Annotated in this window: 18 protein-coding genes; 16 read left to right on the forward strand and 2 right to left on the reverse strand. The window is 60.1% G+C overall.

Annotated features, from left to right (window positions below):
- Nucleotides 1–106 precede the first annotated feature (106 nt).
- The 5 genes from Q1W15_RS06420 to Q1W15_RS06440 all read left to right on the forward strand — a co-directional run bounded on the left by Q1W15_RS06420 (nt 107) and on the right by Q1W15_RS06440 (nt 6,603).
- Entirely contained in the window at nt 107–1,483 is a 1,377-nt protein-coding gene (locus Q1W15_RS06420) for a PepSY domain-containing protein (RefSeq protein WP_300725236.1), read from the forward strand.
- Nucleotides 1,484–1,647: 164 nt separating this feature from the next.
- Nucleotides 1,648–3,774, forward strand: a complete 2,127-nt coding sequence (locus Q1W15_RS06425; RefSeq protein WP_300725238.1) for a TonB-dependent receptor — start codon at nt 1,648–1,650, stop codon at nt 3,772–3,774.
- An 86-nt stretch (nt 3,775–3,860) separates the two neighbouring features.
- A complete protein-coding gene (locus Q1W15_RS06430; RefSeq protein WP_300725240.1) occupies nt 3,861–4,649 on the forward strand; it encodes an ABC transporter ATP-binding protein in 789 nt (262 codons plus the stop codon).
- The gene (locus Q1W15_RS06435) at nt 4,646–5,596 is read left to right on the forward strand and encodes an ABC transporter substrate-binding protein (protein WP_300725241.1); all 951 of its coding nucleotides are present in this window, start codon (nt 4,646–4,648) and stop codon (nt 5,594–5,596) included. The genes Q1W15_RS06430 and Q1W15_RS06435 overlap by 4 nt, the downstream gene beginning before the upstream one ends.
- The gene (locus Q1W15_RS06440) at nt 5,593–6,603 is read left to right on the forward strand and encodes an iron ABC transporter permease (RefSeq protein ID WP_300725243.1); all 1,011 of its coding nucleotides are present in this window, start codon (nt 5,593–5,595) and stop codon (nt 6,601–6,603) included. The genes Q1W15_RS06435 and Q1W15_RS06440 overlap by 4 nt, the downstream gene beginning before the upstream one ends.
- Here the strand turns inward: Q1W15_RS06440 and Q1W15_RS06445 are convergent.
- Both Q1W15_RS06445 and Q1W15_RS06450 read right to left on the reverse strand, forming a co-directional pair.
- Nucleotides 6,600–10,094 (reverse strand): DUF4329 domain-containing protein, encoded by a 3,495-nt coding sequence (locus tag Q1W15_RS06445; RefSeq protein ID WP_300725245.1) that lies wholly within the window; start codon nt 10,092–10,094, stop codon nt 6,600–6,602. The genes Q1W15_RS06440 and Q1W15_RS06445 overlap by 4 nt on opposite strands.
- Nucleotides 10,095–10,211: 117 nt before the next feature.
- Complete coding sequence (locus Q1W15_RS06450; RefSeq protein ID WP_300725247.1) at nt 10,212–13,598, reverse strand: DUF4329 domain-containing protein; 3,387 nt, start codon at nt 13,596–13,598, stop codon at nt 10,212–10,214.
- A 360-nt stretch (nt 13,599–13,958) separates the two neighbouring features.
- On the opposite strand from Q1W15_RS06450, the gene urtA reads away from it, so the two are divergent.
- From urtA to ureC, 11 genes are all read left to right on the forward strand, one after another.
- The gene (urtA, locus tag Q1W15_RS06455; RefSeq protein ID WP_300725249.1) at nt 13,959–15,224 is read left to right on the forward strand and encodes an urea ABC transporter substrate-binding protein; all 1,266 of its coding nucleotides are present in this window, start codon (nt 13,959–13,961) and stop codon (nt 15,222–15,224) included.
- Between the two features lie 101 nt (nt 15,225–15,325).
- Complete coding sequence (urtB, locus tag Q1W15_RS06460) at nt 15,326–16,828, forward strand: urea ABC transporter permease subunit UrtB (protein ID WP_300725251.1); 1,503 nt, start codon at nt 15,326–15,328, stop codon at nt 16,826–16,828.
- Nucleotides 16,828–17,907 (forward strand): urea ABC transporter permease subunit UrtC, encoded by a 1,080-nt coding sequence (gene urtC / locus Q1W15_RS06465; protein ID WP_300725253.1) that lies wholly within the window; start codon nt 16,828–16,830, stop codon nt 17,905–17,907. Before urtB ends, urtC begins: the two co-directional genes overlap by 1 nt.
- A complete protein-coding gene (gene urtD / locus Q1W15_RS06470; RefSeq protein WP_300725255.1) occupies nt 17,904–18,749 on the forward strand; it encodes an urea ABC transporter ATP-binding protein UrtD in 846 nt (281 codons plus the stop codon). The genes urtC and urtD overlap by 4 nt, the downstream gene beginning before the upstream one ends.
- 101 nt (nt 18,750–18,850) lie before the next feature.
- Complete coding sequence (gene urtE, locus Q1W15_RS06475; protein WP_300725257.1) at nt 18,851–19,549, forward strand: urea ABC transporter ATP-binding subunit UrtE; 699 nt, start codon at nt 18,851–18,853, stop codon at nt 19,547–19,549.
- Between the two features lie 32 nt (nt 19,550–19,581).
- Nucleotides 19,582–20,421 carry an urease accessory protein UreD gene (locus Q1W15_RS06480; protein ID WP_300725259.1) on the forward strand — a complete coding sequence of 280 codons (840 nt, stop codon included), beginning with the start codon at nt 19,582–19,584 and terminating at the stop codon, nt 20,419–20,421.
- Nucleotides 20,422–20,544: 123 nt separating this feature from the next.
- A complete protein-coding gene (gene ureA / locus Q1W15_RS06485) occupies nt 20,545–20,847 on the forward strand; it encodes an urease subunit gamma (RefSeq protein ID WP_300725261.1) in 303 nt (100 codons plus the stop codon).
- A gap of 9 nt (nt 20,848–20,856) precedes the next feature.
- Nucleotides 20,857–21,390: a GNAT family N-acetyltransferase gene (locus tag Q1W15_RS06490; RefSeq protein WP_300725263.1), complete on the forward strand. Its 534-nt coding sequence runs from the start codon at nt 20,857–20,859 to the stop codon at nt 21,388–21,390.
- Nucleotides 21,387–21,920, forward strand: a complete 534-nt coding sequence (locus tag Q1W15_RS06495) for an N-acetyltransferase (protein WP_300725266.1) — start codon at nt 21,387–21,389, stop codon at nt 21,918–21,920. The genes Q1W15_RS06490 and Q1W15_RS06495 overlap by 4 nt, the downstream gene beginning before the upstream one ends.
- Nucleotides 21,917–22,225, forward strand: a complete 309-nt coding sequence (locus Q1W15_RS06500; protein ID WP_300725268.1) for an urease subunit beta — start codon at nt 21,917–21,919, stop codon at nt 22,223–22,225. The genes Q1W15_RS06495 and Q1W15_RS06500 overlap by 4 nt, the downstream gene beginning before the upstream one ends.
- Nucleotides 22,226–22,333: 108 nt before the next feature.
- A complete protein-coding gene (gene ureC / locus Q1W15_RS06505; RefSeq protein ID WP_300725270.1) occupies nt 22,334–24,034 on the forward strand; it encodes an urease subunit alpha in 1,701 nt (566 codons plus the stop codon).
- Nucleotides 24,035–24,170 lie beyond the last annotated feature (136 nt).

Raw genomic sequence — 24,170 nt, forward strand, 5'->3', positions numbered from 1 at the left:
GACTGTTCCCTGTAGGCGCGAGTGTGTCTGCGATTCTTTAACGATTCAAAAGATCGCAAGCACGTTCGCTCCTACAGGCTCTTAAAATCCTTGTGGAGCCGCTCATATGAGCCAACCAACACCGTCTTTCTACAACCTGGCCTGGCGCTGGCATTTTTATGCCGGGTTGTTTGTAGCACCGTTCATGATTCTGCTAGCCCTGACCGGCATCATTTACTTGTTCAAGCCTCAGCTTGACCCGCTGATGTATGACCACCTGATCAACGTCAAACCCGGGCATCACAGCCTCAGCGCCGATGAGTTGCTTAACCGCACACAAGCCGCCTACCCGCAAGGCCATATCAGCCAGTACCTGCCGCCGATAAGCCCTGAGCGTAGCGGGCAATTCGTGGTCGGCAATGGCGGTCGCGAATTAAATGTCTTTATCAACCCGTACAGCGGCGAGGTATTGGGCGAGCAAGACGCCAAACTCAACCTGCAAGCCGTGGCCCGCGCCCTGCACAGCGAGTTGATGATCGGCACCCTGGGCGACCGGTTGATCGAACTGGCCGCCGGTTGGGGCATTGTGTTGATGGTGTCCGGTTTGTACCTGTGGTGGCCACGCGGGCAATCGGCCGCAGGCATCCTGTGGCCACGCCTGAGCCGTCGCGGCCGGGTGTTATGGCGCGACCTGCACGCCGTCACCGGGTTCTGGGGGGCCGCGCTGTTGCTGTTCATGCTGCTCAGCGGCATGACCTGGACCGGGTTCTGGGGCAAGCAATACGCCCAATTGTGGAACCAGTTCCCGGCAGCCATGTGGACCACCGTGCCCACGTCCGATGTAGAAGCCCGCAGCCTCAACACCGCCGCTCGCCAGACCGTGCCCTGGGCGATGGAAAACACGCCAATGCCGGTGTCCGGTGCCCATGCCGAACACATGAACCACGGTGCCTCTTCAAGCGGCCCGGCCGCACCGGGCATCCGCCTGCAACAGGTGGTCGACACCGCCACCGCACGCAAGGTCGAGCCCGGTTACAGCATCACCTTGCCCACCACCGCCGAAGGCGTGTTCACCATCGCTGTGTTTGCCGACGACCCGCGCAACGACGCGACCCTGCATGTCGATCAATACACCGGCGACGTGCTGGCCGACGTGCGCTGGCAACACTATGGCAACGTGGCCCGCGCCACAGAAATGAGCGTGATGCTGCACGAAGGCAAGCTCTTCGGCCCGCTGAACCAGATTGCCATTTTGCTGGTGTGCCTGATGATCCTGCTCAGCGCGGTCAGCGGCCTGGTGATTTGGTGGAAGCGCCGCCCGCAGGGCCAGCTCGGGGTACCGCCCTTGCGCCATGAACTGCCCACCTGGAAAACCGGTGTGGTCATCATGCTTGCGCTGGCCGTGGTGTTCCCACTGGTGGGGGCGTCGTTGCTGGCCGTTTGGGTGCTGGATCGCGTGCTGATGCTGACGCGGGCCAAGCCGCAACATGAGGGACTTTCATAACCAACGCGAGTCATTCGAGAGGCGCGCACCCGAGGCGGCAGACTACAATGGCGTGCCGCTATCACGCCTGAAGACGTGAAAGGCACTGCTCACCCTATTCGTGCCAGCACCCGCCGCCTCAAGGCGGCGGGTACACCTCTTGAAATAAGCGACTCACTGCCCCGATGAACACGTACCTGTTTTCCAGCCTTTGCCTGTTGGCGATCAACAGCGCGCACGCGGCTGACGCCGCTCCGTCCCTGATGCTGCCCGCCGCCCAAATCACCGCCCCCGAGGTAGAGGCTGAAGCCATCGACCTCAAGACCGCGACCCGCGCCGGTTCGCGCCTGAACCTCAATGGCCTGCAAACCCCGGCCAGTGTCGAAAGCCTGAGCGGTGAGCGAATGCGCGCCCGCGGCGACCGCAGCGTACAAAGCGCTGTCACTCGCACCACCGGCATCAGTTACACCGGCAGCCCCGGCAACGGCGGCGCGGCCTACTCAGCCCGTGGTTTTGTCGGTGAAGGGTCGGTCATGCAGTTGTACGACGGCACCCGCCTGTACAGCGGCGCGGGCACGGTGACCTTTCCAGTGGACGACTGGTCGGTGGAACGTATCGACGTGCTGCGCGGCCCGGCCTCGGTGCTGTACGGCGAAGGCGCGACCGGCGCGGTGATCAACGTGATCCCGAAAAAACCGTTCAGCGGCGACATCGAAAACCACCTGCGCCTGGGCTACGGCTCGTATGACACCCGGCAACAGGCGCTGGACAGCGGCGGCTCGCTGACCGACACCCTGAGCTACCGCCTGAATATCAACCACACCCAAAGCAATGGCTGGATCGACCGTGGCGACTCAGAAAACACCTTTATCAGCGCCGCCCTGCGTTGGCAGGCCAGCGACGACCTGGCGTTTACCCTGAGCCACGACTATGGCGACCAAGCGCCGCAGAACGACTTCGGCGCACCGCTGATCAAGGGCCGTTATCACAAAAGCCTGCGGGACAAGAACTACAACGTGCGCGACGCCAAACTGCATTACAACGACCAGTGGACGCGCCTGAACACCGAATGGCAGATCAACGACACCCTGAGCGCCAGCAACGAGCTGTATTACCTCAAGGCCCAACGCCGTTGGCAGAACGCCGAAAACCATGCCTGGGATGAAGGCCAGCAATCGTTGCTGCGCGGTGGCTACTTCAGCATCAAGCACAACCAGGAACAAACCGGCGACCGCCAGACCTTCACCCTCAACCACAACCTGTTCGGCCTGAACAGCCGAACCCTGGTCGGCGCGGACTACAACCGCATCCACTTCAACCTGCACAGCAACTCGCCTTATGACGATGTGGTCGGCAGTGGCGAGCCCATTGACCTGAACGCTCCAGCGCGTGACTACTGGCACAGTGTCTCGCCTTACCGCAACCAATTCACCACCACCACGCAACAGGTGTCGCTGTTCGCGGAAAACCGCACCGAACTGACGGAGCAACTGTCGCTGGTCACCGGCGTGCGCCGCGACATCGTGCACCTGGACCGCAATGACTTCGCCCTCGACGGCACCACCGCGCGCAGTGACCGCAGCTTCTCGGCCAATAGCTGGAAAGCCGGCCTGGTGTATGAGCTGACACCCGACATGTCGGTGTATGCCCAACAAGCCACCAGCGTCGATGCCGTGGGCGGCTTGATCAGCCTCAGCGCGGGCCAACAGTCTTACGGCCTGGCCCATGCCCGCCAGACCGAAGTGGGCTTTAAGCAGATGTTCTGGGACCAGCGCGGCGAATGGACCCTGGCGGCGTACCACATCATCAAGAAAGACTTGCTGACCCCGGACCCGAACATCCCGGGCAAATCGCTGCAAGTGGGCGAGCAATCGTCCAACGGGCTGGAAGCCACCCTGGACCTGCAACTGCCGAACCGCTGGCAAGTGCAGGCCAATGCCGCCGTGGTGCGGGCGCAATACGACACGTTTGATGACCGGGGCATCTCGCGCGAAGGCAACCGCCCGGCCGAGGCACCGCGCCGCACGGCGAACCTGTGGGTGAGCAAGGGCATCAGCGACACGGTCAATGCCGGGGCCGGCGTGCGTTATGTGGACGCCCGCTACGCCGACATCGCCAACACCGTGCAGTTGCCGAGCTACACCGTGGTCGACGCCACCGCCAGCTGGAAAGTATTGCCGGACACCACACTGGGCCTGCGTCTGAATAACGTTTTCAATCGCCAATACGCCGCCAGCCAATACAATGACGGCCAACAATGGATCATGGGTGAGCCGCGCTCGTTCTTCGTAACCGCCGATTACACCTTTTAAGCCCCTCTAAACCCCTGTAGGCGCGATCTTTTAAAGATCAAAAGATCGCGAGCAAGCTCGCTCCTACGGGTTAACACCGGAATGCCATGACTCAGTTGACCCTCACCAAACTCGCTTGGACGCCCTTGGGCCACGGCCATTGTCATCACCAGTTCCAGTTGCGTGAGGCCGACCTGTACGTGGCCGCCGGTGAGTTTGTGGGCCTGATCGGGCCCAATGGCAGCGGCAAGACCAGCCTGTTGCGCTGCGCCTACCGTTTCAGTAAACCCCAGGCCGGCCAGGTTCAACTCGGCCCGCACAACCTCTGGCAACAGTCACCGCGCTGGTGCGCGCAGCGCATTGCCGTGGTGCTGCAAGAATTTCCCGATGCCTTTGGCCTGACCGTCAACGAAGTGGTGGCCATGGGCCGCACGCCACACAAAGGCCTGTTCGACGGCGACACCGATGCCGACCGTGAACTGATCCGGCAGGCCCTGGAAGCCGTGGGCCTGCACGGGTTTGAAGACCACGCCTTCGCCACCCTCTCGGGCGGTGAAAAACAACGGGTGATTCTGGCCCGCGCGCTCACTCAACAACCCGAACTGCTGATCCTCGACGAACCCACCAACCACCTCGACCCACGCTATCAGTTGGGGTTGCTGCAATTGGTCAAACGCCTGAAGATCGCGACCCTGGCCAGCATCCATGACCTCAACCTGGCCGCCGCCTTTTGCGACCGGCTGTACGTGATCGACCACGGCAAAATCATCGCCAGCGGCACCCCGCGCGAGGTGCTGACCGTCGAATTGTTGCGTGAGGTATTTGGCGTTGAAGCCTTGATCGACGACCATCCTCTTTCTGGCTACCCGCGCATTACCTGGATAACCCAACCATGAACCTGACCCGCTTCGCACTCGGCCTTTGCGTATTACTCAGCGCGCAATGGGCGCAGGCTGACGCCACGCAATACCCGCTGACGATTAAAAGCTGCAACCGTGACGTGACCTTCAATGCAGCACCCCAGCACGCCGTCAGCCATGACATCAACATGACGCAGATGATGCTCGCACTGGGGCTCAAGCCGCACATGGCGGGCTACAGCGGCATCAGTGGCTGGAAATCCGTCACGCCCGAGATGAAGGCCATCCTCGACGGCTTGCCAGAACTGGCCAGCAAGTACCCATCGGTGGAAACCTTGCTCAACGCCAACGTCGACTTTTTCTTCGCCGGGTGGGATTACGGCATGCGCGTGGGCGGCGACCTGACGCCCGCCACCCTGACGCCACTGGGCATCAATGTGTACGAGCTGACGGAGTCCTGCGCCTTTGTGATGAAACGCCCGCCCGCCAGCATGGAAGACACCTACAACGACCTGCGCAACCTCGGCAAAATTTTCGACGTACAAGACCGCGCCAACGCCTTGATCGCCCAGATGCAGGCAAAAATCGCCAACGTGCAAAAGACCCTTCCGGCGTCAAAACCCCGAGTGTTTTTGTATGACAGCGGTGAAGACCGTGCAATGACGTCCGGCAAGCTGGGCATTCCCCACGCGCTGATCGAAGCCGCAGGCGGCAACGATATCCTCAGTGATATCGACGCCAGCTGGACCCGCATCAATTGGGAAACCGTGGTGGAGCGCAACCCCGAAGTGATCGTGATCGTCGACTACAGCGAAGTCAGCGCCGAGCAAAAACAGCAGTTCCTGGAAACCCACCCGGCCCTGCAATCGGTGGCCGCCATCCGCAACCAACGCTTTATCGTCATCCCCTACGTGCAGGCCACGCCGGGCATCGACAATGTATTGGCCATTGAAACCCTCGCCAAAGGCTTCCACCCACAATGATGGCTCGCCGCTACGCCCTCTTGCTGCTTACGCTGGGCGCACTGTTGCTGGTGTCGTGCGTGGTGTCGCTGGGGTTTGGCCCAGCGCGGGTGCCAGTGGATGTGGTGTGGCACATTGTGTTGTACAAACTGTTCGGCCTCGGTGACGTGAACTGGAGCGCTGGCCAGGAACATATTGTGTGGCTGATCCGCGTGCCACGCATGCTGCTCGGTGCCTTGGTGGGGGCCGGGCTGGCGTTGATCGGTGCGGTGTTGCAAGCCGTGACGCGCAACCCGCTGGCCGACCCGCACTTGTTGGGCGTGACCAGTGGCGCGACGTTGGGCGCGGTGATTGTGGTGCTGCATGTGGGCGAAATCATCGGCCTGCTGACCTTGCCGATCGCGGCCTTTATTGGCGCGCTGCTGAGCATGCTGCTGGTGCTGGTCATCGCCAGCCGTCAGGGCCGACTGGACAGCGACCGGCTGTTGTTATGCGGCGTGGCGGTGTCGTTTGTGATGATGGCCGTGGCCAACACCCTGCTGTTTATGGGCGACCACCGCGCCAGCTCGGCCGTGCTGTTCTGGATGCTCGGCGGGCTCGGGCTGGCACGCTGGGAACTGCTGGCCGTGCCCAGCGCCGTCGTGCTGCTGGGCCTGGGGTTGTTGCTCGGCATGGCCCGCCCGCTCAACGCCTTGATGGCCGGCGAGCAAACCGCCGTGACCCTGGGCCTGAATGCGCGCAACGTGCGGCTCAAGGTGTTTCTGATCGCCTCGCTGATGACCGGCGTGCTGGTGGCCATCAGTGGCTCCATCGGCTTTGTCGGCCTGATGATCCCGCACATCGCCCGCCGCCTGGTGGGCGCTGAACACCGGCGTTTATTGCCGGTGTCCGCGCTGCTGGGCAGCGTGTTTCTGGTGTGGGTCGACGTCGCCGCCCGCACCCTGATCGCCCCCGAAGACCTGCCCATCGGCGTGGCCACGGCCGCCATCGGCGGGTTGTTCTTTATTGGTTTGATGCGCAAGCGTTAAAGCTCATCGCGCAATATTCCGGGTTTGGGGGTGACGGTGGGTTGCAAGGGGCTGGGCGTGGTCCACTCAAAGCCCCCCTCAGGTTCACGTTCAACGTAAGCGGCCCGGTACAACCCGAGGCCAGGCCAGGCCGGGCTCACGACCAACACAATCAGTTGCCCGGCCTTGGCGATGTCAGTGAGCATTTGGCTGGAAGTTTTGGGCACAGACGATGCCTGAGCGTTCTCGACAAAATAGCCCGCCTCGGTACGCGCAAACGCCTTTTTCGGCCCACACAGTTGGACCTCCCGCGCTTCCTCCCCCGCTGAGTACAACAGCAGGGCTCCGTCGTTGGTCGACACATATACGTTGACCTCATAGTGCTCATCGCCAGCGCGGTTGGCCATGTGTTCCATGGCCACCGACGCGTAACAGAGGTCCACCGGCCAAGGCAGGTTCTGCACGCGTTTTTTCTGCGTTTCGCTCTGCGCGGTCACGTACCTGACGTCGCGCGCGAAGTGCAGGCGCTGCACCGAATACCCGGTGGGTAAAATCGGGCGCAAGGGGTCCTCACTGGGTTTGTACCGATGGCTGATCACAATCAGCTCCGCGACATTGGCCTGCAAGCCGCTGCTCACCTCAGGCTCCAGCGCCACCCAACTGTCGCGCGCCGGGTTACTCAGCACAGCCCCCATGGTATTGAGGGTGTGGGGCCGTTTGAGTTGCCGATGCATCGCACGCGCAGCGTCATCGGGATGAGCGTAAACCGGGCCCAATGACACAACCCGCGGATGATTGTGCTCAGCCAACAACTCTTTGACACTGGGCTTCCACGTCGCCGGCACAGGGCCGGGATTCACCCACACGCCACCGGTCTTGATGACGCTTAGCCCGCCACTCTGTGCCACCTCGCGAACATAGGCCACCGCAGTCTGCGCCAGGGTTGTCAGTTGCCCCATCATCCAGTTGCCGGAGTTTCGGAAAATGCCCACAGAAATCAGCCTTGAAAGCGTGCTTGGCAAGTAGCTCAACAACGCCCCCGAGGCAGTCGAGAGGTACAGCACCGGGTTCAGTGTCTGGGGGTGGTGTTGGTCTTCAAGGACCGAAAGGGTCACCAGCGCAATGGCGATATCGCAGGGGGAAATAAACTGTGGGTACACCGCGTCAGCGAGCGCAACGGCTGGCGTTTCAGGGGCAGCAAGGTACATCGCACAGGCGATAAAACCGTCGGGCCACTGGTAGCGCAGGGTCACAGGGTCATAAGGAAACACCTTGGCCAGGCTCAAATAGCTGTCGGTGCAAGGCAGCGTCGCGACATAGGCGTCAGCCTGCGTGTTTTTCAAGATAAAGCCGTACTGCACGGCGTTGCGTGCGCCCATCTGGGTATGGGCAAACCGCACGGCATCCTGCTCTTGAGTGAAGATCGGGCTGCACGCTGGGAGTCGCGTGTTCCCCTCGGCCAAAGGCAACACCGAGCGGGTAGCCACCACCCCCGGTGCCCCCCAACAGGCGCTACCCTTGAGCACTTCCAGCGTTCCGGTAGCGGCTATTCCCGAAATATACTCGCTGGGTTTCAGCCTGTTGGCGCGCAAACGCTGTTGAATCTGGTTTTTGCGCACGCTCCATGAGTCAGCAACAGAGGGCGATAACAGGCCCAATACATGCTGCTCGCTCTGCGAGCCGCTAGGGGAATACTTGAGCAATGCGCCCTCTTGTGTCGAAAAATAGCGCGTCTTGATTTCGTTACGGTCATTAATGGCCGCACTGACTTCATGAGGTTCAAGCATGTTTCGGTATAACTGCTCCTCTTGTGCTGAGCGCCATAGTTGCAAAGGCGACACACGATGAGTGTGATACATCGCCACCCGCGTACAGCCCGGCGGCACAAATGATTGAAGCTCGGGCGGTATAACGGTTTTTACATCAAAGGTTTCAGTGCTGACCGCCAAGGGTTCGGTCGCGACAAAACGCTTGTCTGCACGTTGATAAATCACACCGCCATAAACTTTTCTATCCCGGCCCGCAATGCGGCCGTGAACATACAACGCGGCATCATCGGCACTGATAAAAGCCGGGCTCAATGCCCGTCGCAAGAAATGTTTATACGGCTGCCACAGGTGAGTGACACGCCCCGCAGTACTCCATAAATCGCTGGTGTTCAGCACACTCAACTCACCAGCCGTGGCCATGTCCTGAACATAGAACCGGGTTTTATAAAGGCCCAGGCGCAGGTCGCCTGCCACCCTGATCCAGCCCCGGTCATGGAGAGGGTTCAGGAACTGCTGCTCCTGCGCCGAGAATGTCGACACATACTCCAGCACAGCACCATCGCGAACCAGAATATAGAGTGGTATCGCTCGGGTACTGTCGGCATGCTTGAGCCGGGTCGTTGACCGGGCCGCCGTGATCCCCGTCGCCATAAACATGGGGTCAATAAAGTGCTTAAAGACGGTAGGTTCCTCTGCCGGCAAGCTGCTCGGCGGGCGGTACTGATTTTCGCCGCAATACACACCGACGATGTCATACCCTTGCGGCACTGCAACTTCACCCTGTGCGTTTGTGGAAAACACCGGTGTCCTGGAGAAGACTGACGCCGCCAACTCAGTATCGGCAGACGCTTGCAAGCCTATCGTTTCAAGCGTCAGGGGCATGGGTTCAGTGGCAATAAACGTTCCTGATCCCTTGTTTTCAAGAACAAACCCGTAATGACTGTCGACCACTCGCTCTGCGCGGTTGCGTACATGGTTGATCAACGCTTTCAACGAGGGACACACCGGGCTGAATGCCGGGCGTTGAATCGCACTCGGCACCCCATCGAGGGTATTGCCCGGGGTGTAGAGTTTGAATGTGCTTTCTACTTTCCCCACGTTCCAGCCCCAGACTTCAGAAGACTGGATCACACTTAACAGGCCCGCTTTGGCCACAGCCTGTATAGCGTCTTCAATCGACTCGAAGGTCAGCCTGTGCGCTTGTGTATCGATAAAGAGGCGACTCGCCAAATCAGCTTCGAAAGCGGAACCACTGGCCTCGTACTTCAAAAGCACGCCATTGACAGCAGACAAATAGTGCACCGGGGCGAAGTAGGCATTAAATGCATTCAAGCCTATGTCGTAAGAGGAAAAGAACTGCACCGCCGTATTGATTTCAGCGCGGCTCCACCCAGGCAACAAACGTTGCAATACATCGTAATTATTGGGGTGCGAATGATAGAGGGCGTAGCAGGTATAACCCGGCGGGTGAATAAACTTGCCTTGCGCATTGCTTGAGGCCACGAGCGCCGGGTCAAAGGTGTTGGTTTTACCCCGCACGGGTCGGGTTGCAACGTAATGCCCTTGGGCATCTTTCAAAATCATGCCGCCATATTCAACTTCGCGAAAATCACCGATCAGCTCATGAGCAAATCGTGCAGCATCATCCGGATTAATAAAGGCGGGACTCAGATCAGGCAACTGAACGGTTTGATTCGGTAACTGGCGTTTTTGGCGGCCACCTTCGCCCTTGACACTCTTCATGATTGGCACCCTTGTCTGAAAAAGTGACCGTGCGACTGCACGATCACTGTCCATCTTTCACGGGAGGCCAGGCTTGAGGGGGCTATTTAGTTATCGATTTGCCGCCCGGTGCAGGCATCACAGCTCATCGCGCTCCGGCCCCGACCGCCACGGCGGTAGCACGCCGGTCCAATCGAACACATCGTCAGGTATCGGCTCAAACACCGGCTCAAAAAGTCGGCCAGGCTCCGGCCAGGTTTGGCTGGTGATCAACACATACAGCGTGCCCGAAGCCGTGACCTCCTTGAGAATCTGCTCGGTCTTTTTGCCGGTGCCGGTGGCATGCACCCGCTCGGCAAAATATTCCTGCGACGTGCTGAGAAGCCTGTACGCGGGGCCACACAGCGTGTCCGTTGCCCCATCATTGCCCAGACTTTGGTACAACAGCAGTGCACCATCATCGGTGGACACATACGCACTGGGGTAGGTCGTGGTCAGCGGCAAATGGACCGACAGCTCATCCTGCACACGTTCGGCATAACAGAGATCCGTGGGCCACGGTGTGTTTTTCAACCGTGATGTTTCCCCCACACTGCTCGCCTTCACAGCCCTCATATCGCGGGAAAAGTGCAGGCGGCGGATTTCATAACCCGCTGGAAAAGTTGGCCCCGACCATCGTTCTTGAGGCCTGCTGCGGTGCGTTCTCAAGACCTGCTCCGCGACATTGGCGTACAGGCTGCTGCTGACCTCGGGCTCCAGTGCCACATGGGAATCGGTACTCAAGTGGCTCAGCACACCGCCCATGACGTTGAAGGTGTGGGGCGTTTTAAGCTGACGATGGACATAACGGGCCGCATCGTCTGCAAACGCAAACACGGGGGACAAGGCATACCGGGAGGGATTAAGGTTAACCGGCTCTTGCGCATATGGCTGCCATGCCACCGACACCGGGCCCACGTTGCGCCACACATCACTGACGTTCAGCACGCTCAGGTCTCCGCTTGCCGCCACCTTGCGCACATAACTCATCGCCGTGAGCTCCAGGCGCGCAAGTTTGTTGAGCATCCCTCTGCCTGCGTCGCGAAAAGTATCCAACAACAGGGCTTTTGAAATACTGCTCGGTTTATAGCTCAAGAGGGCACCGCTCGCCGTTGACAGGTACATCGATGGGTTGAGTGCCAACGGGTAACGCAAGTCCCTGAGCGACGACAGTGTCACCAACGCAATGGCAATATCCTCGGGCGAGATGAAGTCTTGATACACCGCATCCTTCTCCAGCAGCCGTGATTTTTTGATCGACCCAAGGTACATCGCACACAGATGGAACCCTTCAGGCAAAACGTAAGACGACGTAGAACTCACATAGGGAAAGACCCGTCTTAGGGTCATGTACCCATTTGGCACCGGCCGGGTCGCCACGTACTCTTCATTCACGTCGCTTTTAAGAACAAAGCCGAACTGCACGCTGTCACGGCCACCCATTTGTGCGTGGGCATACCGAATGGCGTCCTGTTCCTGTGTGAAGACCGGGCCACAGGCGGGTTGCACAATGGCATCCTCAGAGGCCGCGCCCACGCGCGGAAACACGGTGTCGCCCTTGATCACACCTGCTGGCCCCCATACCGGGCTGGGCTCAATAACCTGCAAATCGCCTGTACGAGCGACGTCAGTAATAAACCCCTGGGGTTTGAGCGAACTGGAGAACAACGCCAATTCAGTTTCACTGCGATGGATTTTTTCAGGGGTACTCACGGGCGGCTTTACACGTGCCAGCAATTGGCCCTCACCCACTGAACCGCTGGGTGAATACTTGATAAGCGAGCCGTCAAAGCAGGACAGGTAACGGGCGGGAAACTGCACTCGATTTTCAATGGCTTCGAAGATTTCGCCAGGGGAAAACATGGCGCGGTAGTGTTGGTTTTCGGTGTCGGTCCACGTCAGTTGAAGGGGTCTGGCACGGTGCGTGAAATACACCCCAACCACTGTGCACCCCACTGGCGCAAGAGCCGACATCGGGCCGGGCAATACACCATCAGCCTCAAAAAACTCGGTCTCCACTTTCAGGGGCTCGGTGATAAAAAAACGCTGATCCTGACGCTGGTAAATCAGCCCGCCCAACACGGACTTGTGTCGCCTGTCGATTTTTTTATGGGCATAACGGGCGGCATCATCGGCCGATTTAAACAGCGGGCCATGGGTACGCCGCTGGAAGTCGCGATAGGCTTTCCACTGCCCGGTTACCGGCCCCGGCCCCCCCCAGAGGTCGCTGCCGTACAGCACACTCAACTGACCGGCACCCGCCAACCCGCGAATGTACTCGGCAGGGCTGACATGACCGGCCAATACATCGCGCGCCATGATCACAGCCTCACTGCCAGGCTCCTGCGCTAGGTACGGGCCCTCGGCGGATGACAGCAACGAGTTGTACTGCAGCAGTGCACCGTCGCGGCTCGCAATATAAATCGGTAACGCAGCTGCCCGCGAGCTCGTTCTGGCCAGCCTCGCCAGATTCAGCGCTCCCCTCATGGACTCTGGCGGAATAAAGCTTTTGAAAATTCTTTTTTCGTCAGCGGGTACCTTGCTGGGGTCGTAGTAAGTGGCGCAGCCATAGTAAATGCCAAAAATATCGAAGTCCGGCTCTACGTAATAAGAAAGATCATCGGTCCCCCCCTTCAAGAACATATGGTCCATCGGCGACGTGAAGGCTTTGCCCACCACAGGTTCTGTGAGCACATACTCATCTTTAGTCTGGTGTTTGAGTATCACCCCGTACTGATGCTCAGTCATGGAGAGCACACGCTGGCGCATGCGCCTCAACGCTGTCTTGAGGCTTGAATACACTTGGCTATACGCGGGAATGTTGAGCACCTTCTCGGGAAGGTCCAACCGCGCTTCTGCCTTGTAGATCGTGAAGCTCTGATCGACCCTGCCGGTTTTCCCGCCCCAGATTTCGCTGGTTTGCAGCACAGTCAATTGGCCAATGCTCGCGACTTTCAGAATGTAGTCCTGCATTTTCTTGACCGGATAGGGCGTATTCGGGTCGGTCAAATTCGTCAACTTCGGGTAATACTCCGCCTCTTCGCGAGAACCACTGCTGACATATTTGATCAGCGAACCATTGAGGCCCGACAGATAATGGGTTTTCGTGAAATAACGATGTTGAATCGTAAAGGCGATATCACCCGGAGAGAAAAAGCTCAGCGACGTCACCGCATCTTCTTTTGTCCAATCGGTAAAGTACCCCTTGATCTCCGCATAGTTCAGCGGGTGCGAATGGTAAAACCCGACGCACACAAACCCCGGCGGCGAAATAAAGTAACCCTGGGCATCGGTTGAAATCACCGTCTCAGGTTCGAATAAACGGCTCTGGCCCTTGGTCGGCTTGGTGGCGTAAAACTTGCCATTGGCACGCCGCAAAATAATCCCCCCATATTCAGCGTCACGTTGCTCGCCAATCAGATCATGGGCGTAACGAGCAGCATCATCGGCCGTTAAAAACGCGGGGCTCAACTCGGGCAAAGGCACAGTGGAAGCCCTTGTGTTGCGTTGAACGCGTCTGGTTATAAAGTCGATCATTTTAATGTCCCTATTCAAAACTCTGACCGGGATAACAAGGTCGCGGCCAGTGCAGCCACGCTGCACCCGTTTATCTTCAGCAACCCCCGCTCTGCGGCGGTGGTACTTAATTAACCAATCAGCACCAAGGCTGGGCACAGCCGTGCACGCACGCCCTTGCGCGGTCCCCTTGTGGTGCGCTCGCATCAAACAGACCGATTAAAAGCCCCGTAACAGACGCTTTGCACCACTTCGGCACAGCCCTTGCTAAAGACCTTCCCCGTGTTCGCATCGACCCATTAAAAAAACGAGACCCCTGGAGATCGCACCATGAAGCGTCGTAGCTTGATCAAGGCATTCACCCTGAGCGCATCCCTTGTCGCGATGGGCCTGACCTGGACGGTGCAAGCCGCCGAGACCATCAAAGTAGGCATCCTGCATTCACTGTCCGGCACGATGGCAATCTCCGAAACCTCGCTCAAAGACATGGCGCTGATGACCATTGACGAGATCAACGCCAAGGGCGGGGTCAACGGTAAGATGCTTGAAGCCGTGGTCGTCGACCCGGCCTCTAACTGGCCGCTGTTCGCGGAAAAGGGTCGCCAGTTGCTGACTCAGGACAAGGTCGCGGTGGTGTTTGGTTGCTGGACGTCGGTGTCGCGCAAATCAGTGCTACCGGTATTTGAAGAACTCAACGGTTTGCTGTTCTACCCGGTGCAGTACGAAGGCGAAGAGATGTCGCCCAACGTGTTCTACACCGGTGCCGCGCCAAACCAACAAGCCATTCCGGCGGTTGAATACCTGATGAGCGAAGACGGCGGCAGCGCCAAACGCTTCGTGCTACTGGGCACCGACTACGTGTACCCGCGCACCACCAACAAGATCCTGCGGGCGTTCCTGCACTCCAAAGGCGTGGCCGACAAAGACATCGACGAGGTCTACACCCCGTTTGGCCACAGCGATTACCAGACCATCGTGTCCAACATCAAAAAGTTCTCGGCGGGCGGCAAGACCGCAGTGATCTCCACCGTCAACGGCGACTCCAACGTGCCCTTCTATAAAGAGCTGGCCAACCAGGGCCTCAAAGCCACCGACGTACCGGTGATTGCCTTCTCGGTGGGCGAAGAAGAACTGCGCGGCATCGACACCAAGCCGCTGGTGGGCAACCTCGCGGCCTGGAACTACTTCCAGTCGGTGGAGAACCCGGTCAACGAGAAATTTGTGGCGGACTGGAAGGCCTACGCCAAGGCCAAAAACCTGCCCGGCGCGGACAAGGCTGTGACCAACGACCCGATGGAAGCCACCTATGTGGGCATTCACATGTGGGCGCAAGCGGCGGAAAAAGCCAAGTCCACCGACGTCGACAAAGTGCGCGAAGCACTGGCGGGCCAGACCTTCGCCGCACCGTCCGGCTACACCCTGACCATGGACAAGACCAACCACCACCTGCACAAGCCGGTGATGATTGGCGAAATCCAGCCTGACGGTCAGTTCAGCGTGGTGTGGCAGACCGAAGGCCCGATCCGTGCCCAGCCGTGGAGCCCTTACATTCCGGGCAACGACAAAAAGCCGGACCACGCGGTTAAAAGCAACTAACCCCCGTAATTCCCTGTAGGCGCGAGCTGGCTCACGATCGTTTGATCGGCCTGAAAGATCGCGAGCACGCTCGCTCCTACAGATTGCGCAAGGCTAAAACCATGCCCACTGCCCTTTTTCGTTTTATTTGCGCACTCCTGGTGCTGCTGCCACTGGGCGCTTATGCCGATGACGCCAGCGACTTTGCCGCTGCCAACCTTCCTCAACAGGTCAAACTCCTCGAACGCTGGGCCGCTCAACCCGAGCCCGTACGCATCGAACTGATCAATAACCTGCAACAAGGCCAGATCACCGTCGACGGCCACACTAAAACCGTTCGCCTGAACAACCGCCTTCGCAGTCTGATTGACACGGCGCTGGCCAGCCATCAACTGCTCGCTGCGGACCCAACGCTGCGCCTGAACGCCGCGCAACAGTTGCAAAAAACCGCCACACCGGCGCAACTGGCCTTCCTCGACCGGCAACTGGCCGGCGAAACCGACACCGATGTGCACAGCGCCCTGAGCCTGGCGCTGGCCAACCTGCAATTGGTCGACCCCGACCCCGCCGTGCGCCTGGCCGCTGTGCGCTTGCTCGGTGAAACCGGCGAGCCGCTGGCCCGCACCCGCCTCGAAGCCCTGCTGCAACCGGGCGTTGAAACCGATGCCACGGTGCGCACCGCCGCCGAAACCAGCTTGAGCCAGGTCAAACGCAAACTGCTGATCGGTGACCTGCTGGGCCAAGCCTTCAGTGGTTTGTCGCTGGGCTCGATCCTGTTGCTGGCCGCCTTGGGGCTGGCGATTACGTTCGGCCTGCTGGGCGTGATCAATATGGCCCACGGCGAAATGCTGATGCTCGGCGCGTATTCCACCTACTGCGTGCAGTTGCTCTTCCAGCGATTCGCCCCCGGTGCCATTGAGTATTACCCGCTGCTGGCCCTGCCGGTGGCGTTCTTTGTGACCGCTGCCGTGGGCATGATTCTGGAGCGCACCATCATTCGCCACCTGTACGGCCGCCCGCTGGAAACCTTGCTGGCGACGTGGGGCATCAGCCTGATCCTGATTCAACTGGTGCGCGTACTGTTCGGCGCGCAAAACGTCGAAGTGGCCAACCCGGCCTGGCTCTCGGGCGGGCTGCACGTGCTGCCCAACCTGGTGCTGCCGTACAACCGGCTGGTGATCATCGTGTTCGCACTGGCTGTGGTGTTCCTGACCTGGGTGCTGCTGAACAAAACCCGGTTGGGCCTCAACGTGCGCGCCGTCACCCAGAACCGCAACATGGCCGCCTGCTGCGGCGTGCCCACCGGGCGCGTGGACATGCTCGCCTTCGGCCTGGGCTCGGGCATTGCCGGGTTGGGCGGCGTGGCGCTGAGCCAGGTCGGCAACGTCGGCCCCGACCTGGGCCAGGGCTACATCATCGACTCATTTCTGGTGGTGGTGCTGGGCGGTGTCGGCCAGCTCGCGGGCACCGTGTACGCCGCCCTGGGCCTGGGCATCGCCAACAAGATTCTTGAACCGCAGATCGGTGCCGTGCTCGGCAAAATCCTGATCCTGGGGCTGATCATTCTGTTTATCCAGAAGCGTCCGCAAGGGCTCTTCGCGCTCAAAGGAAGGGTGATCGACTGATGAATCAGCCTCTGATGGTAACCGCTGCACAAAAAGCCGGGCCGACCGTCACCGCCGTGGTCGGCGCACTGGTGCTGCTGGTATTGCTGGCCTTGCCGCTGCTGTCGCTGCTGCCGGCCGACAGCCCGTTTCAGGTCTCGGCGTACACCCTGACGCTGGTGGGTAAAATTCTCTGCTACGCCATCGTCGCACTGGCGCTGGACCTGGTGTGGGGCTACGCCGGGCTGTTGTCGCTGGGCCATGGCTTGTTCTTCGCCCTGGGCGGCTACGCAATGGGCATGTACCTGATGCGTCAGGCCTCGGGCGATGAACTGCCCGCGTTCATGACTTTTTTATCGTGGACCGAATTGCCGTGGTACTGGGTGGGCACCGAGCACTTCGGGTGGGCACTGTGCCTGGTGGTGCTGGCCCCCGGTTTACTGGCGCTGGTGTTCGGGTTTTTCGCCTTCCGCTCGCGGATCAAGGGCGTGTATTTCTCGATCATGACCCAAGCCCTGACCTTCGCCGGCATGCTGTTGTTCTTTCGCAACGAAACCGGCTTTGGCGGCAACAACGGCTTCACTAACTTCCGCACCATTCTGGGCTTCGGCATCACAGAACCGGGCACCCGCGCGGCTCTGTTTCTGGCCACCGTGCTGTTGCTGATTACCAGCCTGTGGGTGGGCTGGCGCTTGGCGCGCAGCAAGTTTGGCCGTGTGCTGACCGCCCTGCGGGACGCCGAAAACCGCCTGATGTTTTGCGGCTACGACCCGCGCGGCTTCAAGCTGTTTGTGTGGGTGCTGAGCGCCGTGCTGTGCGGCCTGGCCGGGGCGTTGTACGTGCCGCAAGTGGGCATTATCAACCCGGGCGAAATGTCACCGACCAACTCCATCGAAGCCGCCGTGTGGGTCGCCCTGGGCGGGCGCGGCACCTTGATCGGCCCATTACTAGGCGCGGGCGTGGTTAACGGCATGAAAAGCTGGTTCACCGTGGCCTTCCCCGAATACTGGCTGTTCTTCCTCGGCGCGCTGTTTATCGTCGTGACCCTGTACCTGCCCAAAGGCGTGATCGGCCTGTTGAAAAAACGGGATGAACCATGAGGAATGTCATGCTCGAACCTATTCTGGACCCCAACAAAGATGCGGGCAGCAGCCGCGACGCCATCGGCCTGGGCCAAACCGCCGGGCCGGGCCTGAACACCCGCCACGGCACGATCCTGACCCTGGAAGATATCAGCGTCAGCTTCGATGGCTTCAAGGCCTTGAACAACCTCAACCTGTACATCGGCGTGGGCGAGCTGCGCTGCATCATCGGCCCCAACGGGGCCGGCAAGACCACGCTGATGGACGTCATCACCGGCAAGACCCGCCCCACCGAAGGCCAGGCCTGGTTCGGTGAAACCCTGGACTTGCGCCATATGAGCGAAGTGCAAATCGCCCAGGCGGGCATTGGCCGCAAGTTTCAAAAGCCCACGGTGTTTGAGGCCTTGAGCGTGTTTGAAAACCTGGAACTGGCGCAAAAAACCGATAAATCGGTGTGGGCCAGTTTGCGTGCCACCCTCACCGGCGAGCAGAAAGACCGCATTGGCGAAGTGCTCGACACCCTGCGCCTGAACCACTCGACCCACCGCCCGGCGGGGTTGCTGTCCCACGGCCAGAAGCAGTTTCTGGAGATCGGCATGCTGCTGGTGCAAGACCCGCAACTGTTGCTGCTGGACGAACCGGTGGCGGGCATGACCGACGCCGAAACCGAGTTCACCGCCGAACTGTTCAAACGCTTGGCGGGCAAGCATTCGCTGATGGTGGTGGAACACGACATGGGCTTTGTCGGCGCCATTGCCGACCACGTCACCGTGTTGCACCAGGGCAGCGTGCTGGCCGAAGGCTCGCTGGAGCAGGTGCAGGCGGATGAACGCGTGATCGAAGTCTACCTCGGTCGATAAATCGCTGGTTTTGTGTAGGAGCGAGCTTGCTCGCGATCTTTTGATTTTTTAAAAAGATCGCGAGCAAGCTCGCTCCTACAAGGAATGTGGGGAATCTGAACATGCTTCAAGTCGAAAAGCTGCACCAGTATTACGGCGGTAGCCACATCCTGCGTGGGCTGTCATTTGAGGTCAAAGTAGGCGAAGTCACCTGCCTGCTGGGCCGCAATGGTGTGGGTAAAACCACGCTACTTAAATGCCTGATGGGCTTGCTGCCGATCAAAGAAGGCCAGGTGCACTGGGAAGGCAACGCCATTACCACGCTCAGGCCCCATCAACGGGTGCAGGCCGGTATCGCTTATGTGCCCCAGGGGCGGGAAATCTTCGGCCGGCTCACGGTGGAGGAAAACCTGCTGATGGGCTTGTCGCGCTTTCCCGGTTCCGAAGCCCGCGAAGTGCCTGCGTTTATCTACGAACTGTTCCCGGTGCTGCTGCAAATGAAACACCGACGCGGCGGCGATTTGTCCGGTGGGCAGCAGCAACAGTTGGCCATTGGTCGCGCCCTGGCCAGCCGACCACGGTTGCTGATTCTGGATGAGCCCACCGAAGGCATTCAGCCCTCGGTGATCAAAGAAATCGGGGCGGTGATCAAGATGCTGGCCGCACGCGGTGACATGGCCATTTTGCTGGTGGAGCAGTTTTATGACTTTGCCGAAGCACTGGCCGACCAGTACCTGGTGATGTCGCGGGGCGAAATCGTGCAACAGGGGCGCGGTGAAAATATGCAAACAGAGGGTGTACGCGGGCTGGTGACGATTTAATCTGTGAGCCATTTCAGCGAAAAGTCCTACCCATGAACCTCCCCGCCCACACTGCGTTGTTCACGCCCAACTGGCACGCCGAGCTGGAGTTGGCCTACGGTCGTTTTGGCGACAGCACGCGCCCGACCCTGCGCCGCCACCTCGGCCCATTGCGGGTGCAAAAGCACCTGTACGCCGAAGGGCCCCAGGTGTGCCAACACATCATCGTCCACCCGCCCGGCGGCATCGCGGGCGGCGACCGGCTGAACATATGCGCCAGCGTTGGCCCCGGTGCCTGGGCACAACTCACCAGCCCCGGTGCGGCCAAGTGGTACCGCGCCGCCGGCCCGGCGTACCAGCGTGTTGAGCTGAACGTGGCGGCGGGCGCAACCCTGGAATGGCTGCCGCAAGAAACCATCGTGTTCAGCGCGGCCCAGGCCGAACTCACCACCTGCATTCAGCTTGAGGGCGATGCGCGGGTGTTTTACTGGGACATGGTTGCCTTGGGCCGACTGGCCAGCGGTGAACGTTTTGAGCAGGGGTATTTTCAATCACACCTGGATATTCGCCGCGATGGCCAATTGCTCTGGCATGAGCGCCAGCGCATTGTGGGCAACGACGGGTTACTGGATTCACCCATTGGCCTGGACGGTAACCCGGTGTTTGCCACGTTGTTGGTCACCGGTGAGATCAGCGCCGAGTTGCTGGAAACCTGCCGCCGTTTGCCTAACCCGGTGCGCGGTGATTTGACGCAATTACCGGGTTTACTGGTGGCGCGCTGTTTGGCCGGTGAGGCGTTACAAGCGCGAGCTTGGCTGATTGCGCTATGGCACCTGCTGCGCCCGGCGCTGTTGGGGCGAGAGGCGCTGGCACCGAGAATCTGGAGCACCTGATGCAACACCTGTAGCCGCAGCCGGTCGATGCTCGATGGCTCGCGATCTTTTCAAAGAGTAAAAGATCGCGAGCACGCTCGCTCCTACAGCCCCTATTTTTCTGAATTGAACACGGACTTCACCATGGACCTGACACCACGCGAAAAAGACAAGATGATGATTTTTACCGCCGGCCTGCTGGCCGAGCGGCGACTGGCGCGCGGTGTGAAGCTCAACTACCCGGAAACCATCGCCTATATCTCAGCCGCACTGCTTGAGGGCGCGCGCGATGGTCATACCGTGGCCCAGTTGATGCACTACGGCACCACCCTGCTCACCCGCGAGCAGGTCATGGAAGGCATCCCGGAAATGATCCCCGATATTCAAATCGAGGCCACGTTCCCGGACGGCACCAAACTGGTCACCGTCCATCAACCCATCGCCTGAGGCTGGACCATGACGTACGTTATTCGTGATGCGGTGGCCGCCGACTTGCCCGCCATTCGCGACATTTACAACGATGCCGTGCTTAACACGCTCGCCATCTGGAACGAGCACACCGTCGACCTCGATAACCGCCAGCACTGGTTTGACGCCCGCCAGGCACAGGGCTACCCGATTCTGGTGATTGTCGACGCCCGCAACACACCGCTGGGCTACGCCTCGTTTGGCGACTGGCGCCCGTTTGAAGGCTTTCGCCATACCGTGGAACACTCGGTGTACATCCACCCCGAGCAGCGCGGTAAACGCCTGGGCCCACAGTTGCTGAGCGAATTGATCAAGCGCGCCCGCGCCTGCGATAAGCACGTCATGGTCGCCGCCATTGAAGGTGGCAATGCGGCCTCAATTCATGTGCATAAGCAGTTGGGCTTTGTGACCAGCGGGCGCATGCCGCAAGTGGGCATCAAGTTCGGCCGCTGGCTCGACCTGACCTTTATGCAACTGATGCTCAACCCCGGCGCGCTACCGCCACAGGAGTGCCCGCAATGAACAGCGAACAGGTGATTCAAGTCACCGCACACACCCTGCCCGACTACCGCGACGACCTGATTGCCTTGCTGGTAGATGCCGTGCACCACGGCGCGTCCGTGGGCTTTATGAACGACCTGGATGCGCCCCAAGCGAGCCGATATTTCGACGAGGTTCACGCGCAACTGGCGCAGGGCAGCCTGCTGCTGTGGGTGCTGGTGGAAAGCGGCCGAGTGCTGGCCAGCGTGCAATTGGCGCTGTGCCAAAAGACCAACGGCCTGAACCGCGCCGAGGTGCAAAAGCTGCTGGTGCTCAACGACGTGCGCCGCCGGGGCCTGGGCCAGGTGCTGATTCAGGCGCTGGAAAAAGGCGCTCGCGAGCACAAGCGCGGCCTGCTGCACCTGGACACTGAAGCCGGCTCCCCCGCTGAAAACTTCTACAGCGCCCTGGGCTACACCCGCGTGGGTGAACTGCCCAACTACTGCCAAAGCCCCGACGGCCATTACAGTCCGACCGCCATCTACTACAAAACTTTGAGTGAGCCACAATGATCCCGGGCGAATACCGCATCGAATCGGGCGACATCGAACTGAACGTCGGCCGCCGCACCCTGACCCTTAGCGTGTCCAATCGTGGCGACCGGCCGATTCAGGTCGGCTCGCACTATCACTTTTTTGAAACCAACGATGCGCTGATGTTTGACCGTGGCGACAGCCGGGGCATGCGCCTGAACATCCCGGCAGGCACAGCCGTACGGTTCGAGCCTGGGCAAACCCGCGACGTAGAACTGGTGGAACTGGCCGGGCTGCGCCGCGTGTTCGGCTTTGCCGGGCGCGTGATGGGCAATCTGGATTAACCCCCTTCCCCCGTGTAGGAGCGAGCTTGCTCGCGATCTTTTCAAGGTCAAAAGATCGCGAGCAAGCTCGCGCCTACCGCTTCGGTCTAACTGTTTTAGGAGCGTGCAATGAAAATTTCCCGCCAGGCTTATGCGGACATGTTCGGTCCTACTGTGGGTGACAAGGTTCGCTTGGCCGACACCGACCTGTGGATCGAAGTCGAGCAGGACTTCACCACCTACGGTGAGGAAGTGAAGTTCGGCGGCGGCAAGGTGATTCGCGATGGCATGGGCCAAAGCCAATTGCTGGCCGCCGACGTGGTCGACACGCTGATTACCAACGCGCTGATCATCGATCACTGGGGCATCGTCAAGGCCGATGTGGGTCTGAAGAACGGCCGCATTCACGCCATCGGCAAGGCCGGTAACCCCGACATCCAGCCCAACGTGACCATCGCCATCGGTGCCAGTACCGAGGTCATCGCCGGTGAAGGCATGATCCTCACCGCCGGCGGCATCGACACGCATATTCACTTCATCTGCCCACAGCAGATCGAAGAAGCGCTGAACAGCGGCATCACCACCATGATCGGCGGCGGCACCGGCCCGGCCACGGGCACCAACGCCACCACCTGCACCTCCGGCCCGTGGCACATGGCGCGCATGCTACAAGCGGCGGATGCGTTCCCGATGAACATGGGCTTTACCGGCAAGGGCAATGCCAGCCTGCCCCAGCCCCTGATCGAGCAAGTCGAGGCCGGGGCCATCGGCCTCAAGCTGCATGAAGACTGGGGCACCACGCCCGCGTCCATCGACAATTGCCTCACCGTGGCCGACCTGTACGACGTGCAAGTGGCGATTCACAGTGACACCCTGAACGAGTCGGGTTTTGTCGAAACCACCCTCGCCGCGTTCAAGGGCCGCACCATTCACACCTACCACACCGAAGGCGCGGGCGGAGGGCATGCGCCGGACATCATCAAGGCCTGCGGCCTGACCAACGTGCTGCCCAGTTCCACCAACCCGACCCGCCCGTTTACCCGCAACACCATCGACGAACACCTGGACATGCTCATGGTCTGCCATCACCTGGACCCGAGCATTGCCGAAGACGTGGCTTTCGCTGAAAGCCGCATCCGCCGTGAAACCATCGCCGCCGAAGACATCCTGCACGACTTGGGCGCGTTCTCGATGATCAGCTCCGACAGCCAGGCCATGGGCCGTGTGGGCGAAGTCATCACCCGCACCTGGCAAACCGCCGACAAAATGAAAAAACAGCGCGGCCCATTGCCTGAAGACGCCATCGGCAACGATAACTTTCGTGCCAAGCGCTACATCGCCAAGTACACCATCAACCCGGCGATCACCCACGGCGTAAGCCATGAAGTGGGCTCGATCGAAGTCGGCAAATGGGCCGACCTGGTGCTGTGGCGTCCGGCGTTTTTCGGGGTCAAGCCCACACTGATTCTCAAGGGCGGCGCCATTGCCTCCAGCCTGATGGGCGATGCCAATGCCTCGATCCCCACGCCGCAACCGGTGCACTACCGCCCCATGTTTGCCAGCTACGGTGGCTCACGCCATGCCACCTGCCTGACCTTTATCAGCCAGGCCGCCGCCGATGCCGGCGTGCCGCAAGCCCTGGGGTTGAAAAAGCAGATTGCGGTGGTCAAAGGCTGCCGCGACGTGCAGAAAAAAGACCTGATTCATAACGGCTACCTGCCCCACATCGACGTTGACCCGCAGACGTACCAGGTCAAGGCGGATGGTGTGTTGCTGTGGTGTGAACCCGCCGATGTACTGCCCATGGCACAGCGTTACTTTCTGTTCTAAACCGTTGAGGACGGGGCGGCCCCTCGTAGGAGCAGCCGGTCGACGTTCGATTGCTCGCGATCTTTCAAGATCAAACGATCGCGAGCAAGCTCGCTCCTACGGATGGCAGCAGCGTTTGTGGGAACGAGCTTGCTCG

Origin of the sequence: Pseudomonas sp., from assembly GCF_030150285.1 — a bacterium.
GTDB lineage: Bacteria > Pseudomonadota > Gammaproteobacteria > Pseudomonadales > Pseudomonadaceae > Aquipseudomonas.

Coding starts and splice junctions, on each gene's coding strand:
- Q1W15_RS06420 (WP_300725236.1), top strand. CDS start 107: ATGAGCCAACCAACACCGTCTTTCTACAACCTGGCCTGGCGCTGGCAT.
- Q1W15_RS06425 (WP_300725238.1), top strand. CDS start 1,648: ATGAACACGTACCTGTTTTCCAGCCTTTGCCTGTTGGCGATCAACAGC.
- Q1W15_RS06430 (WP_300725240.1), top strand. CDS start 3,861: ATGACTCAGTTGACCCTCACCAAACTCGCTTGGACGCCCTTGGGCCAC.
- Q1W15_RS06435 (WP_300725241.1), top strand. CDS start 4,646: ATGAACCTGACCCGCTTCGCACTCGGCCTTTGCGTATTACTCAGCGCG.
- Q1W15_RS06440 (WP_300725243.1), top strand. CDS start 5,593: ATGATGGCTCGCCGCTACGCCCTCTTGCTGCTTACGCTGGGCGCACTG.
- Q1W15_RS06445 (WP_300725245.1), bottom strand. CDS start 10,094: ATGAAGAGTGTCAAGGGCGAAGGTGGCCGCCAAAAACGCCAGTTACCG.
- urtA (WP_300725249.1), top strand. CDS start 13,959: ATGAAGCGTCGTAGCTTGATCAAGGCATTCACCCTGAGCGCATCCCTT.
- urtB (WP_300725251.1), top strand. CDS start 15,326: ATGCCCACTGCCCTTTTTCGTTTTATTTGCGCACTCCTGGTGCTGCTG.
- urtC (WP_300725253.1), top strand. CDS start 16,828: ATGAATCAGCCTCTGATGGTAACCGCTGCACAAAAAGCCGGGCCGACC.
- urtD (WP_300725255.1), top strand. CDS start 17,904: ATGAGGAATGTCATGCTCGAACCTATTCTGGACCCCAACAAAGATGCG.
- urtE (WP_300725257.1), top strand. CDS start 18,851: ATGCTTCAAGTCGAAAAGCTGCACCAGTATTACGGCGGTAGCCACATC.
- Q1W15_RS06480 (WP_300725259.1), top strand. CDS start 19,582: ATGAACCTCCCCGCCCACACTGCGTTGTTCACGCCCAACTGGCACGCC.
- ureA (WP_300725261.1), top strand. CDS start 20,545: ATGGACCTGACACCACGCGAAAAAGACAAGATGATGATTTTTACCGCC.
- Q1W15_RS06490 (WP_300725263.1), top strand. CDS start 20,857: ATGACGTACGTTATTCGTGATGCGGTGGCCGCCGACTTGCCCGCCATT.
- Q1W15_RS06495 (WP_300725266.1), top strand. CDS start 21,387: ATGAACAGCGAACAGGTGATTCAAGTCACCGCACACACCCTGCCCGAC.
- Q1W15_RS06500 (WP_300725268.1), top strand. CDS start 21,917: ATGATCCCGGGCGAATACCGCATCGAATCGGGCGACATCGAACTGAAC.
- ureC (WP_300725270.1), top strand. CDS start 22,334: ATGAAAATTTCCCGCCAGGCTTATGCGGACATGTTCGGTCCTACTGTG.